The sequence below is a fragment of the Paenibacillus xylanexedens genome (genome assembly GCF_007680605.1).
GTDB lineage: Bacteria > Bacillota > Bacilli > Paenibacillales > Paenibacillaceae > Paenibacillus > Paenibacillus xylanexedens_B.
On sequence record NZ_VEIO01000003.1, the window covers coordinates 178611 to 192500 of the forward strand.

The window sequence follows — 13890 nt, forward strand, 5'->3', positions numbered from 1 at the left end:
TTATGTGCCTTGTCCATTGAAGAACACGTCAATCGTACTCGGTGCACCAAGCAGACTCGAGCGATAAGAAAGACGTGTGTATTTCAGAAACCGTTGAGGTACCAAAACATCCACAGAACCGGATAGAATCCCTGTTACCGTAGCTACATCCGTATACCAGTTGGTTCCGTTAGCACTGATTTCCACTTGCGCATCCACCCTGTTCAATCCCGGCCCCCTGTTATATACGAAGAAAGAGTATGTGCCGAATACACTCGTTGTCACAGCAGGCAGCGATGTAAACGTGTTAGCCGTCGGCGTGCCGATAAGCTGGTTCTCTTGAAAACTTTTTTGGGAGATGGATGTAATGCTACTCAGTGTACCGGCCGTAATCGTGGCTCCAAGCACGCTGGTAATGGTTCCGTTCAACAGGTTGGTTAACGTACCTGCGGTAATGGTCGCGCCCAGTACACTCGTGAGCGTACCATTCAGCAAGTTGGTCAACGTTCCAGCTGTCACTGTGGCACCGAGGACACTCGTGATCGTTCCGTTTAAAAGGTTTGTCAGCGTTCCGGCTGTTAAGGTAGCACCAAGCACACCGGTAATCGTTCCGGCTGTAATTGTTGCTCCAAGCACACTCGTGATTGTACCTGCTGTGATCGTTGCGCCGAGGACACTCGTGATCGTTCCGTTCAACAAATTCGTTAGTGTACCCGCGGTAATCGTCGCGCCAAGTACGCTGGTGAGCGTACCATTTAACAGGTTCGTTAATGTACCTGCCGTCAACGTTGCACCGAGCACACTTGTGATCGTTCCGGCTGTAATCGTGGCACCCAATACACTCGTAATGGTTCCCGCCGTGATCGTTGCTCCAAGCACATTGGTAATCGTACCGTTTAGCAAGTTCGTCAGGGTCCCGGCTGTTACCGTCGCGCCCAGTACACTGGTGATGGTACCAGCTGTAATCGTCGCGCCGAGCACGTTCGTGATGGTACCATTCAGCAAGTTGCTCAGTGTTCCGGCCGTGATGGTAGCCCCGAGTACGCTGTTAATTGTTCCTGCGGTGATCGTTGCTCCAAGTACACTGGTAATTGTACCGTTCAACAGGTTGGTTAATGTTCCGGCAGTGACGGTTGCCCCGAGGACACTTGTGATGGTACCGTTCAGCAAGTTGGTCAGGGTCCCGGCTGTTACTGTGGCACCCAGCACACTGGTGATGGTTCCTGCCGTAATCGTGGCACCCAGTACATTCGTGATCGTACCATTCAGAATGTTGGTGATTGTCCCTGCATTAATCGTAACCGTGGTCAGACCTGAAATGTTACTAATTGTCCCGTCCAGAATGATACCTACCACATTCCCGCTTGTATCCGTTCTGACGGGCTGGGCCGTACCTGTACTGTCCTGACCGAAAATCAGTGTTCTCAGGTTATCCGGATTCGTATTAAACGTTGTAAAGTTAGGCATGAGCCTCGTCCTCCTCCCTGGACAATCTGTGTAATTAAACTACCTTACGAGCATACGCTGTGCCTGAAAATATACATCAAGCCGAGTAGGCTGAGCCGGATTTACAGGCAGGAGCACAAGCCGGGTATAATGCAGAAATCGCAAGGGAACCAGCGCCTTTGTCTGTCCCCCCTCAATGACTTCCTGACTATCTACTGCATAATCTACAGCATTCGGGCTGACCTGAACTTGAACGATGGCTGGATGTTTTCCGCGATTCACCACGCCATAGCTGTACATGCTCAGAGATGAGGTATCCTGCGGCGGGAGGGCATGTTCACCTTGACCTGTCTCTGCTCCAGTGTAGGTATGCTCTGTAAAACAGTGAGTAGCACCAGGGAGTTTCGTGCGTGAGAAAGCACCCTGTTTGAACCTGGGACGGGTAATCCGGGAACAAGGGGGCTTCAGCAGTTTGGCGCGGCGAGAACAACGGGATGGGCGGCGGCTGACATATTTAGTTTTTGGTTTCATTGTCTGCTTGGCTGAAGGTTTCGTTCTCTTCCTGCTTCGCTTGGCTGTTCGACTCATCTCGATTTCCCCTTAAAAAATGTGCTTACGCATCGTATGCCCGGAATCGAAATACGGGCACGGCATCCGCCGTTATTTGGGAATTCGGATGTAATCCCCAAACGCTTTCTCTTCCTTTTACATATCATGCTAGTAATGAGGACATGCGAATTAAAGCAGGCTATGTGCCATTCTCCATCTATTCCATTGTTCAGGGGAGGTTAGCGGAATGACCAATACCAATGTGTTCAACCAGTCTAACGGCCCTTTATACACACAGCTTACCAATACCTTCGCGGCCCCGGGAATTGGGGCGGCTCCGGATACTGGCGCGGCTGCGGCAGGAAGCTTTTTTGCACTGACAACCAACAATGTTTCTATTCCTTCGAGCCAAAATCTCCTTCTACAAATTCTAAATGCCGCCGGAAGCGGCAGATCGATACGCATTGCGAGCTTATCAGGGGGCACAACAGCAGCAGCCACACTTGTGGTCTATTCCGGCGGAACCGTCACTGTCGGCAGCACTCCCGTACCCGTCAATACATTGCTAGGCAATGCCAACACCAGTATCGTAACGACAAGGCAGAATACAGGAACACTTGGGGGTACCTTCACCAGCCTTCTAAGCATTCCGCTCACCGCAGGTCTGTATGCTCTCGATTTGAACGGCTCTATTGTCGTTCCTCCAGGTCAATCGTTATCCATAAGCTTGGGAACCGGAAGCCAGGTGGGGTCTATCAATCTATTTTGGTGGGAATTCTAACATGAATTTGAGTAAAGGTGGTGCAAATCATGCCGAACAATAATGTATTTAATCCCTTGAACCAACCCGTCTACACGTCAAACACAAACACATACATCTCGCCCGGCATTGTTGCTCCACCCGAGAATAGTGCGGGTAGCACGGGCAGCCTGTACAATGCAGGTTCAACCAACTCCACCACACTGGGTTTGTTAGGGGGGAGTGTAACAGCCACTTTGCAACTCGCCAATCCGGCCGGAAGTGGCAGAACCTTGTATGTCTCGCGATTGTCCGGTGGCATTACTGTCGCACTCAACTTGTTATCTTCTTTCAGTGGAACGATGACTCTAAGTGCAAACGGTACCCTCTCATCTCCAAGCACTCTTACAGCCGTAAACAGCAATCTTTCCAGCAGTAACACAAGTGCTGCTCTTGTTCGATTTTCTACAGCAACCCCATCCGGTGCTACCGCTATCATGTCCATGCCTCTACAAGTTGGTCCATTTCAATCCAACGAGTTCGGGAAATACGTGATTCCTCCAGGTCAGGCGATTAACCTTTCCGTAACCGGATCACTCTCCGTTGCTGGTTTGTTAGCCTCCACGACGTATTTCACTTGGTGGGAAGTATGATGGTCTATAGCCTTGCCTCTGTGCAAGCAACAGAAATAGCCACGTTCGGATAAGTACCGAAGGCGGCTATTTTATATGCACAAATGTGGATTGCGCCGAAAAGATCAGGCACAGGCCATGAATCTCTATGAGTTCGCATTCTTTTATAAAATCTAGTTCCAGCTATGGGACAAGCCTTTTACGTAATTCCTTGTTGGGCAGATCCTGTCTTATCTACCGAAGAAGTTCTGCTAATCGACCATAACATTCGCTGTAACAAGATGCCCCCAAGTCCAATGGCTAGTGTAACCAGGCCAATCATTTGAAAGGTCGGACTCGGCCCGACAGAATGAATGAGTGCACCTCCCGCCAGCGGAGCAGCGACCAGCACCACACTGTATAACGAGTTTTGAATGCCGAATACACGTCCTACATAGTCAGGAGAGGTCTCTTTTTGCAGTAAATAATTCATCGTAACCATAAACAGTCCATTACCCAGACCAATACACAAGCCCAAGACAATAATCCATGCTGTCGATGTATCTGGACCAACCCAGCCTAGTGCTGCAATGCCAGCCCCAATGAGAAAATAACCGCCCCCAAGCCCCCACCCGTATCCTAACCTTGGCAATCGGTTTAACAGCAAAATAATAAACACCGCTCCCGCTCCTACGGATGAACCGAGCCAGCCGAGCAGGGATTCATTACCGGGCTTGATCCCCCGAAACAGGGTAGAAAATTGATATTCGATCATCAGAATAGACATCAGGCCCAAACATCCAAACACGATAGTATTCCTCACCGCGCGACTCCGGCGTAAATACCTCCAGCCTTCCTGCCACTGCGTGAAGAAAGATTCCGGTTCCTTCGGAACTTCACCGGCATTCCCGCTTTGGATAACAGGTTCCTTCTTCTCCACCAAACGTCGCAATGGCCATAAAACAGCGCCCGATAATAGACGAGCACACGCATTGATCAGAATACAGATTTGCGGAGAGAAAAAGGCTAATACCACCGCGCCCAGAAGCGGACCCGCTATCTTCGCACATTGATTCACAAAACCATTCAGGGACGACGCCTGAAACAGTTGCTCCTCCGATACGATCTGGCGTGTCAACGCCTGCTGAGCAGGAACATGAAATACACTCATCATTGCACGCAGAGCAAGAAGGGGTAGTAGCCATGTCGGACTTGGCACAAATAGAATCCCTACGGTTAGTGCGATGGTAATGCCATCACAGAGAATCATGATTCTCACTTTATGGAGTCGATCAGCCAGCGCTCCGGCTACCGATCCAAATAAGATACCTGGTACAGCCATACAGACAGGGATCAGCGCGATAATCAGCGGATCAGCACCCCAGCGGTAAGCCACCATGACTTGTATTGCCAGTGCATCGAACCAGTCGCCAAAGGTGGCGAGTGCATAAGCAACGAATAGACGCATAAACCGCAGATTAGCCCAAAGGCTTTTAGTGTTTTTGGTAGCAGATTCACCAGATGAATCATCTGGTTTAGATGAAGGAAATACGTCGTTTCTTGATGAGTTCACTGGGCGAGATGGATTCTCTGCATTGGATAAGTGGTGTTCTTCTGTCCTTGATGATTGTTGCTTCATACTTGATTTTCCTCCCCTGATTACAACCAGCTTGTAAAATGGATTGCTCCTTGGCTGTAATCATAGAGGCATTATGTCAGAGGAAGATCAGACGACTCGGAATCCGTTAATAAAAAGCGACGAATGGTGTTCACGATCTGTTGCCCATATGCGGGAACACCATATGTCTTACCGATCTCTGTATATATCTGCTGATATTTATTGCGGAGCCTTCCCTCGATTTGATGGTGATCCATATACAGGAGGATCTGATAGGCTGAATTTAGATAGAGCGGAGCATTGAGTGACATTTTTAATACATCCAGACCGTCATCCATTCGCAGTTCTGCCTCTCGTACCCGTCCTTGTCGAAGTAGCCACAGGCCCTCCATCACCTGAAAGCGCCCAATTTCTCGCAAGTAGGGAGCATCCTTTAATTCAGATCGTAGCTCAGCCAGTTGTTCCTCTACAGTTTCACCACTCCCACCCCACAGTTCAACCGATAACGCGGCAAGACCTACGGGTAATTTAAAATAAGTCAACTGTTCTGCTTCCATTACCTGATATGTCTCTTTCAGTAGCCTCTTGGCTTCCTGATACTGACCCGTCTCGGCGTAAATATCAATAATATTCAGAATGCGCAGTTCCTGACGATACTCGGCGGGCAACACAGGTGAATCAATCGCTAGCTTGTATAATTCTAGACTTTGGGGTGGTTCTAAGAGAGCATGCACGTAGATTAATAGCCAGTACAGGCGCTCTTCCAAAGGGAAGTCATCTGTGCTCGTCAGCCATTCCAGATCTCCCTGGATAAAATGCATATATAATTGGTAGTACGGTGCGATCTTCAGCCCAAGCGCTTCCTGCTGATGAACCAGCATCTGAATGGAATTACCCTGCCCGAACAGATGATATTTGCGAAGCAGTCCGTGAATCACTTCCTGCATCTCTGGATCATGAACCGAAGGATTAGAGGGCAACATCGCTTTGTTCTCCCGTAAGGCAAGTCGGTAGCCATACCCCCTCACGGTATCCAGGCTAATCTCATCCCAGCGTTTCAACTTCTTACGGAGACGATAGATGTGATCATCTACGGTTCGTTCCACCGGATATTCCAAGGGCCATACCCGATCCAGCAGTTGACTGCGTGTAAAGGCCTTATCTTTGTTTTCGTACAGAAAATGCAAAAGCGCAAACTCCTTCGCCAGCAAGCGAATCGAATCCATTTGCTGAGATACCGTATAGGTTCCCTCATCAAATTGCAGAGACATTCTCGTTCCTCCCTTGTGTGCTTCGATGTATGACATATGATAAATCAGCTATCTGCTCTATCTCGTCAATCTTATGTATCTCTCCAGTATCTTTCATCTTTCATCTTTCATTTTTCAATTTTCTTTCATGCGGTTCTGCAGACTCTTATCCCTTATCTCTTATATCTAGTCTCTACACCCATCTCGAACCTCTTCAACATAACATAAAAAAGCTCTTTGCGATAACGCAAAGAGCCTTGTTTCTCAACATTATACCGGATCTCACTTAACATGAATTCCACCCTTTTGGGGTAAGAATGCGCACTGTTTTTCCAGAAGGCATCCCTGCACCCTGGTGCCTATCCCAGTACCACGCGGTCATCCGCCATCTTCTTGCCGCTAATGCGCTCGAATTCACCGAGTAGCTCGGGCACCGTGAGCGTGCGCTTACGCTCTTCACTGACATCGAGAATAATGCGGCCCTTATCCATCATGATCAGGCGGTTACCAAGGCGAATGGCCTGTTCCATATTGTGCGTTACCATCAGCGTGGTAAGTCTCATCTCGCGGACAAGTGTCTCTGTCAGCTCGGTAATCAGCTCTGCACGAGATGGGTCAAGCGCCGCTGTGTGTTCATCCAACAGCAGAATCTGTGGCTGAGTGAAGGTTGCCATCAACAAGCTGAGCGCCTGGCGCTCACCGCCGGAAAGAAGGCCCACCTTGGCATTGGGACGTTTCTCCAGCCCAATGCCAAGCTTCTCCAGCTGTGCGTTAAAGATCTCACGTCTCGCGCGTGTCACACCAAAGCCGAGCCCGCGTCCTTTGCCACGTTTGTATGCCATCGCCATGTTCTCTTCGATCGACATATGCGGCGCGGTTCCAGCCATCGGGTCTTGAAAGACACGGCCGATCCAGCTACTGCGTTTATGCTCTGGCAGATTCTTGATCGAGCGATCATTAATCAGCACATCGCCCATATCAGGTTTCATCACACCTGAGATAATGTTCATGAGGGTCGATTTCCCGGCTCCGTTACTGCCAATGACCGTTACGAAATCACCCGGATTCATGGTCAGGTTCACACCAACCAGGGCTGTTTTCTCATCCGTTGTGCCCGGGTTGAACAGTTTGGTGACTTGTGTAATCTCTAACATGCTACATGCCCCCCTTTGCCTGTTGGCCGCCGGAACGCATCAGCTCTTCGGTCCGTTTGCGAGCGAGGCTACGCTGTTTCATCGAACGCTGCATTGTCGGGAAGACGAGTGCAATAATAACGATAACGGCAGTGATCAGCTTCAGATCAGATGTATCAAACCATTCCACCTGCAAAGCAAGTGCAACCACAATCCGATAGATAATGGAACCGACAACTGCTGCCAGCGTCGCCCAGAATACCGTTCTGGCACCCAAGATCGCTTCGCCAATAATGACGGAGGCCAGACCAATAACGATCATGCCAATGCCCATTGTAATATCAGCAAACCCAGATTGCTGGGCAATAAACGCACCAGATAAGGCTACCAGTCCATTGGACAAACTGACACCAATAATGGTCGTTACATCCGTGTTCGCACCAAAGCTGCGAATCATGCGTTTGTTATCCCCTGTAGCGCGAAGCGCGAGTCCGATATCTGTTTTCATAAACAGATCGAGCATGATTTTAAATACCAGCACAACGATAATGATAATGATCATGACATGTTCGCCTGAAAACGGCGTTTCCACGCCCATAATCGATTTATTCGGTGCACCAAGAATACGCATGTTGATCGAATACAGAGCGATCATCATCAGAATCCCGGACAGTAGTCCGTTAATTTTGCCTTTCGTATGCAGCAGACCCGTTAGGGCTCCAGCGATCATGCCGCCAGCCATAGCTGCCAAGCAGGCCAGCCAAGGGGAGTAATCATTGGAGATCATGACCGCCGCAATAGCGCCTCCTGTAGTAAAACTTCCGTCTACGGTAAGATCGGGGAAATCCAGAATGCGAAACGTTATATACACACCAAGTGCCATTAGTGCATATAACAGTCCCAGTTCAATGGCCCCTTCAATGGAATTCCAACTTATACTCACACTGCTTCCTCCCTGTCTATCTCTACCGGAAAAGAATGAGGCGAACCCACCTGCTCGTTCGCCTCGCCTCCGTCTGCCGAAATAATGTCAACCTTTCAGCTACTCGATAAATGAATCCGGTCATTGGTTCATTATTGAATAATATTGTTTGCCTGATCTTTCACTTCGGCCTTCATCTCATCCGTTACCGTGATGCCTTGAGCTTCAGCTGCCTTCAGGTTCAGGATCAGATCCAGCTTGTCCGGAACAGTCACCTTCATATCACCCGGTTTGGTTCCATTTTTCAAGATGTCCACAGCCATCTCACCGACTTGGTAGCCGTGGTCATAATATTTAAATCCTACGGTTGCAAAAGCGCCCTTCTCTACCGTATCCCGATCACTGGAGAAGAACGGAATTTTGTTGCTGTTTGCCGTCTGGATGATCGTATCCACAGCACTTACAACGGAGTTGTCGAGTGTAATGTAGAACGCATCGACTTTACCAACCAGCGAGTCTGTCGCTTGTTTGACTTCCGATGTATTGGTTACTGGCGCTTTAACCAGCTTGATGTTATGTGTTGCCAGAGCCTTCTCGGCATTGTTAGCCATAACAACTGCATTCGGCTCACCTTCGTTAATGACCAGTCCTACTGTTTTTACATCTGGCAGATTTTTAGCGATAAAATCAGCCAATTGCACAATCGCCTCTGGATTCGTATCCGATGCACCGGTTACGTTGCCACCCGGTTTGTCCATATCACTCACGAGCTTCGCACCCAGCGGGTCCGTCACAGCTGCAAACAAGAGCGGCTTGTCCTTCACTTGTTGTGCCAGAGCCAGTGCTGATGGTGTAGCAATCCCGAGTACGAGGTCGTTTTTGGAATCACCCGCAATTTTCTGGGCAATGGACAGGTTATTCGTGGAATCCCCTTGCGCATTGTTATAATCAATCTTGAGGTTTTTGTTCTCTTCAATGCCGGCATCCTTCAGAGCAGCGATGAAACCTTCACGTGTAGCATCCAGCGATGGATGTTCCACAATCTGGGAGATGGCAATCTGGTAGGATTTTTCTGCGCTTCCGCCCCCTGTTGTGCTGTCTGAACCTTTGGACTCCGAGCCTGCACCACTGTTATTTCCGCAACCTGCCGCTACGATCATCGAAGCAGCCATCATCAATGACATCCAAAACTTCTTTTTCATCTGTAAGAACCCCTCTCCAAATGTTAAAAATGTGGTCTTCCGGTTACACTCCATCTTATATCCCCTCGGGTACGATAGAGCGGAACAAAACAAACGCTTCAACGCATTGTTGCTTTGATCGACAAAAGCAGACAAATATAGACTTTTGGCATGCGACTGAAGTCCATGCCGTGTTGCTCTTTTATTGTTTTCCTAATATTAAAGGGCATCCCGGCTTCCGTCAATGGTTGAACCGCTTCCAATTTCATTTGGCGAAAAGGTATGACAGGTTACTTTACACGGGATCAAAAAAGGCAACTCGCAAAATCTACGAATTGCCTTAGCTATTTAGGAATTTAAGAACAGTAACATTCTGAGTTTATTTGTGTTGTTGGATGGTTTTCAGTTCAGTGGAGCTTAGTCCTGTCGCTTTAATAATGATCTCTTCATCAAGGCCAAGAGCCAGCATATTTTGCGCAATCTTGCGTTTACTCTCAGCCTCACCTTCTTTAAGTCCTTCTTTAAGTCCTTCCTCAAGGCCTTTTTTTAGTCCTTCTTCTCTTGCTCCTGCAATCATTGAGGCCTCATCTCGCAGAAATTTTTGCCGCGCCTCGTATTCCTGACGTGCTTGTTCATCTTGACTTAGAAACTCGAGCACAGTCATGGCCTTTTTCAAAGCAGGTTCCAATTCATGCATCATAAACGCCTCCCAGCTAGATTCGGTTATCCCCCTCAAAAACAATAACCAGCGAACCAACCCGTCATCCATCTTAATATTATTATCGTTCAATTTAGGAATTTCCATAAAATGAATTTCTAAATCATCTGTCAAAGGTATATTGGTATGATCTTCTCTTAAATGAAATACATTATGGTACTGATCATTAGGGAGTATACTGAAATTTATAATATTAATAGTCACACATTTCTTAAGTTCATTATAACGCTGTCCTTCAAGCAATTGTCCAGAGAATTGCTTCCCCCAATAAAACAAAGTTCTTTTTTCTAGATCATACTGGTTAAATAACTGCATTTCCACATTAATTAGTTTACCTTCATCCGTTTTGGCATGAATATCCAGTATGGACTGTTTCTCTCTCGGAGTATTCTTATCCGTGTATGGATTTAGTAAAATAATTTCCGTTAACAAAGACTCCCCTGCATTCTTGAATGTTTGATTAAGGAAGGCTAGAAGTACATCTTTATTATCTTCACTTCCAAAAATACGCTTGAACACATAATCATTCTTGGGATCAAGAAGTTCTTTCATCACTATTCGCTCCTATGCGCAAATTTAACAGTATATATCCGCTACTTTTCTAACAGATATAGAGATGTAGAATGCACTGGATGTGAGTTCAATTATAGCATGTTCAACTCAATATTCAAACGTAATTGCGTTTTTAACTCGCAAAAACGTCTCTTTTAATATAAAAAAAGACAGCCTCGACGAATCGAAACCATCTCTCCTGCTAATGTATTCAACTGTCACGCTATTATTTCCCCGATACCTCACGAATCTGGTACTTGCACTTCTTGCCGCCATCGGCGTAACATTCGGTGCGCTCGACATCCGCTTGCAATAGGGAACGAAATAGCTCCAGCTCACAACGACAAGCCTGCTTGTACACACTCGCAACCTGCACGATCGGGCAGTTCAGCTCGGTAATGACATACGTACCATCTTCTTCGATAGATGCATCAGCCATATACCCGTTGGCATTCTGGATTCGCGCCAGTTCCTCGACACGTCCGGCAAGGTCATGTCCCTCCATCTGCGGCAAGCCGCTGCGAAGCAACTTGTCACGGCGACCTTCAAATAAGGCGTCCACCACTCCACTGCCTGCCGTATCAGACAGTTCATCGAGCAGTTCCAGCGTTAGAGAAGAGTAAGACTTCGGGAAATAATTGTCTCCGCGATCCGTCAGATGATATACCGAGGAGGGACGCCCTGCTGTTGCACGAGCCTCACGCACCTCGATCCAGCCTTCCTGCTCCAGTGCTGTCAGATGGCGACGAATCGCCATTCCGGTCAGCCCTAGCTCCGCCGTAATTTCACGAGCCGTCATCGTTCCTTGCTGCTTCAGCATGAACAGAATCCGTTCACGCGTTGTACGTTCTTCTTCACGCTTCATGTTCAGCACCTGCTCTCCTGCTTATGCCTGTACGGGCGCTGCCTCCCGGCAAGCATCCGAGCAAAAGCGGTTATGCGTCTCTTCGCAATCCTCACAGCAGACATGCTGCAGGTTGCAGGTCGGACAATTAATATATCGGTCATGTGTCGTACCACAGTGATAACAGCTGGCGATGACAATATCCTCATCGGTACGGTTGATCGGTACGGAAATCCGCTCGTCAAATACGTAACATTTGCCATCAAACAGACGTCCCTGTACTTCGGGATCTTTCCCGTAGGTCACAATTCCGCCTTCCAGTTGGGCAACATCCTGGAAACCTTCCTTGATCATAAATCCAGTCAGCTTCTCACAGCGGATACCGCCTGTGCAGTACGTAATGATCGTTTTGTCCTTCATATCGCCGAGATTCTCGCGAATCCACTCCGGAAATTCACGGAACGATTCAACATCAGGGCGGATCGCACCGCGGAAATGACCGATCTCATACTCATAGTCATTGCGTCCATCGATGACAATGACGTCATCCCGTTGCAGATGCTCGTGAAATTCCTTCGGTGAGAGGCGTTTACCGCTAATCTCATTCGGATCAAGCTCTTCGTCTACGCGGAAAGTCACCAGTTCTGCTTTGTGACGTACAAAGATTTTTTTGAACGCATGCTCTTCCACATCATCAATCTTAAACACCATATCCTTGAACAGCGGGTTGGCATGCATGTCCTTCATATATTGCTCTGTCTGCTCCGGTGTTCCTGATACTGTGCCGTTGATGCCTTCGGAAGCAATCAGAATACGGCCTTTCACCCCTAGGTCTTTGCAGTATTGCAGATGCTCCTGCGTAAACGTCTCGGGGTCTTCGATCTTCACGAACTTATAATATAAAAGCACGCGATACGCGCTGTTACACATGTATATCACCTGTTCCTCTTCCATGTTGTTGGCCGGTTCCTCCGGCGAGCCACCTACATTGCACCCTGACTTGCAGAAAAAGAAAAGAAACAGCCGCCCGAAACATCGTCTCGAACTGCTGTCTAACCATTCGACTTTATATTCCTGCATACTAGTTTATCGGAAGCAGAAGGACTTAGTCAATATAAATGTATAGAAAGGCATGAAAGATATGGAACACGCCTTCCATGCCGTCACTATCCTTTGATGTGACAACTATTCCGAAATCGTAATGATCGAGGTCACAAAGTGATATTTTTCATTCTCCATCACGGATTGTGACAGCAAAATTTTGTTCCCCTGCGGGCTCCAGGCTAACGAATCAGCCACATTGTCCATCTCTGCGGAGATCTGGAATTGTTCTGCCGACTCCGTGTTGGAAACAAACAATCCTTTTTCGTTATCCTTATCGGAATTAATCGTGTACGCAATCTTGGAGTCGTCACCCGACCAGCTTGTGCCAAAAATCTGCGTGCCTCTGGCGAGTGTGGCCTTCTCATTACCTTCCAGATCGGTGAGCACCAGCGCCCGTTTGGTATCCGCTGTTCTTTTTACAATCGCAAGCCTTGTTCCGTCGTTCGAAGGGATGACCCACTCCACGCTTTTGAGCACCTGTTTGACTTCGCCCGTCTTCGCATCATAGGTGTTCAGTTGACCGTCTTCTCCGGTAATGTAATAGATCATATTGCCTGTCACCTTGATACTGCGCACGTTAAAGTTACCTGTCTCTACCAATACTTTCGTGGTGCCGTCCAGTGCAGCCGAGATTAAATCTCCTTTCATATTGGAAAAAACGACATGTTCATTATCCAGCCAGGCACCTTCCTGAACAAATCCATCCTCTTTACCCGCAGCAACCGCTTCTCCGCTCTTCAGGTTCAGAATGAAAGGCCAGCCTGTCGCTTCCTCCGTCTGCCAGTAGAACAGATGCTGTCCATCCGGCGATACCTGCGGTGCTCCCAGGCTAACCTCGCTCTCTATAAGCGGTGTATCCGCGCCTTTCGTCAGATCATACATGTACAGGTTGTGCGGATACCGCTCCTCTCCCTCTACACTAACGGGTTTCATGGACGTGTTTTCTTTATCCGTCACGATCGAGCTCTCGCTCAACCAAGCGATCCCGCGCATATTAGGCAATTTATCTATCTTTTCAAGTTTAAAATTCTGGTAAACGGACGTGTTCGTATTATCTTTTACGGTAATGTCTGTGCCTGTTTTTGCACCTTGTGTATTGCCAGCCGGCTCTGTGGTGCTTCCACACGCAACCGTGGTCAATAATGCAGCTGCCCCCAGCGCTCCAAATGTCGCTTTCATCCATTTCATCATGTGGTGATCCCCCTCGGTTACTTATGCTATACACCCATCATAAAGCCGGTATA

The 13890-nt window shown here is 48.1% G+C and carries 13 protein-coding genes; 2 read left to right on the plus strand and 11 right to left on the minus strand.

Translation table 11 applies throughout. From position 1 onward, the window contains the following. The gene (locus FS818_RS29350) at positions 1-1446 is read right to left on the minus strand and encodes a DUF6385 domain-containing protein (protein ID WP_260989911.1); all 1446 of its coding nucleotides are present in this window, start codon (positions 1444-1446) and stop codon (positions 1-3) included. Between the two features lie 39 nt (positions 1447-1485). After that, entirely contained in the window at positions 1486-2013 is a 528-nt protein-coding gene (locus tag FS818_RS18605; RefSeq protein ID WP_145333632.1) for a DUF6385 domain-containing protein, read from the minus strand. Between the two features lie 208 nt (positions 2014-2221). Between FS818_RS18605 and FS818_RS18610 the strand changes: the two genes are divergently transcribed. After that, positions 2222-2755, plus strand: a complete 534-nt coding sequence (locus tag FS818_RS18610) for a hypothetical protein (protein WP_145333633.1) — start codon at positions 2222-2224, stop codon at positions 2753-2755. Between the two features lie 29 nt (positions 2756-2784). Then, complete coding sequence (locus FS818_RS18615) at positions 2785-3366, plus strand: hypothetical protein (protein WP_145333634.1); 582 nt, start codon at positions 2785-2787, stop codon at positions 3364-3366. Positions 3367-3544: 178 nt separating this feature from the next. Here FS818_RS18615 and FS818_RS18620 read toward each other — a convergent pair whose 3' ends face one another. The 9 genes from FS818_RS18620 to FS818_RS18660 form a co-directional block, all read right to left on the minus strand. Continuing rightward, positions 3545-4963, minus strand: coding sequence for an MFS transporter (locus FS818_RS18620; protein WP_145333635.1), 1419 nt, complete (start codon positions 4961-4963; stop codon positions 3545-3547). Between the two features lie 71 nt (positions 4964-5034). Then, complete coding sequence (locus FS818_RS18625; RefSeq protein ID WP_186375540.1) at positions 5035-6213, minus strand: winged helix-turn-helix domain-containing protein; 1179 nt, start codon at positions 6211-6213, stop codon at positions 5035-5037. Between the two features lie 338 nt (positions 6214-6551). Then, positions 6552-7346, minus strand: a complete 795-nt coding sequence (locus FS818_RS18630; protein ID WP_145333637.1) for an ABC transporter ATP-binding protein — start codon at positions 7344-7346, stop codon at positions 6552-6554. 1 nt (position 7347) lies between these two features. Then, positions 7348-8208, minus strand: coding sequence for an ABC transporter permease (locus FS818_RS18635; protein WP_240036800.1), 861 nt, complete (start codon positions 8206-8208; stop codon positions 7348-7350). A 191-nt stretch (positions 8209-8399) separates the two neighbouring features. Further along, entirely contained in the window at positions 8400-9449 is a 1050-nt protein-coding gene (locus FS818_RS18640) for an ABC transporter substrate-binding protein (RefSeq protein ID WP_145333638.1), read from the minus strand. 358 nt (positions 9450-9807) lie between these two features. Then, positions 9808-10698 carry an Rpn family recombination-promoting nuclease/putative transposase gene (locus FS818_RS18645; protein WP_145333639.1) on the minus strand — a complete coding sequence of 297 codons (891 nt, stop codon included), beginning with the start codon at positions 10696-10698 and terminating at the stop codon, positions 9808-9810. A 226-nt stretch (positions 10699-10924) separates the two neighbouring features. Next, positions 10925-11563 (minus strand): helix-turn-helix transcriptional regulator, encoded by a 639-nt coding sequence (locus FS818_RS18650; protein ID WP_145333640.1) that lies wholly within the window; start codon positions 11561-11563, stop codon positions 10925-10927. A 21-nt stretch (positions 11564-11584) separates the two neighbouring features. After that, on the minus strand, positions 11585-12472 hold the full coding sequence (gene trhO, locus FS818_RS18655) for an oxygen-dependent tRNA uridine(34) hydroxylase TrhO (protein WP_145333822.1): 888 nt from the start codon (positions 12470-12472) through the stop codon (positions 11585-11587). A gap of 255 nt (positions 12473-12727) precedes the next feature. Beyond that, positions 12728-13837, minus strand: coding sequence for a hypothetical protein (locus FS818_RS18660; RefSeq protein ID WP_145333641.1), 1110 nt, complete (start codon positions 13835-13837; stop codon positions 12728-12730). Between the last annotated feature and the right edge of the window lie 53 nt (positions 13838-13890).

Excerpts from the sequence above, each read along its gene's own strand:
- FS818_RS18605 (WP_145333632.1), bottom strand. The coding sequence starts at position 2,013 with ATGAGTCGAACAGCCAAGCGAAGCAGGAAGAGAACGAAACCTTCAGCC.
- FS818_RS18650 (WP_145333640.1), bottom strand. The coding sequence starts at position 11,563 with ATGAAGCGTGAAGAAGAACGTACAACGCGTGAACGGATTCTGTTCATG.
- FS818_RS18660 (WP_145333641.1), bottom strand. The coding sequence starts at position 13,837 with ATGATGAAATGGATGAAAGCGACATTTGGAGCGCTGGGGGCAGCTGCA.
- FS818_RS18640 (WP_145333638.1), bottom strand. The coding sequence starts at position 9,449 with ATGAAAAAGAAGTTTTGGATGTCATTGATGATGGCTGCTTCGATGATC.
- FS818_RS18610 (WP_145333633.1), top strand. The coding sequence starts at position 2,222 with ATGACCAATACCAATGTGTTCAACCAGTCTAACGGCCCTTTATACACA.
- FS818_RS18645 (WP_145333639.1), bottom strand. The coding sequence starts at position 10,698 with ATGAAAGAACTTCTTGATCCCAAGAATGATTATGTGTTCAAGCGTATT.
- FS818_RS18615 (WP_145333634.1), top strand. The coding sequence starts at position 2,785 with ATGCCGAACAATAATGTATTTAATCCCTTGAACCAACCCGTCTACACG.
- FS818_RS18625 (WP_186375540.1), bottom strand. The coding sequence starts at position 6,213 with ATGTCTCTGCAATTTGATGAGGGAACCTATACGGTATCTCAGCAAATG.
- FS818_RS29350 (WP_260989911.1), bottom strand. The coding sequence starts at position 1,446 with ATGCCTAACTTTACAACGTTTAATACGAATCCGGATAACCTGAGAACA.
- FS818_RS18635 (WP_240036800.1), bottom strand. The coding sequence starts at position 8,208 with ATGGCACTTGGTGTGTATATAACGTTTCGCATTCTGGATTTCCCCGAT.
- FS818_RS18620 (WP_145333635.1), bottom strand. The coding sequence starts at position 4,963 with ATGAAGCAACAATCATCAAGGACAGAAGAACACCACTTATCCAATGCA.
- FS818_RS18630 (WP_145333637.1), bottom strand. The coding sequence starts at position 7,346 with ATGTTAGAGATTACACAAGTCACCAAACTGTTCAACCCGGGCACAACG.
- trhO (WP_145333822.1), bottom strand. The coding sequence starts at position 12,472 with ATGTGTAACAGCGCGTATCGCGTGCTTTTATATTATAAGTTCGTGAAG.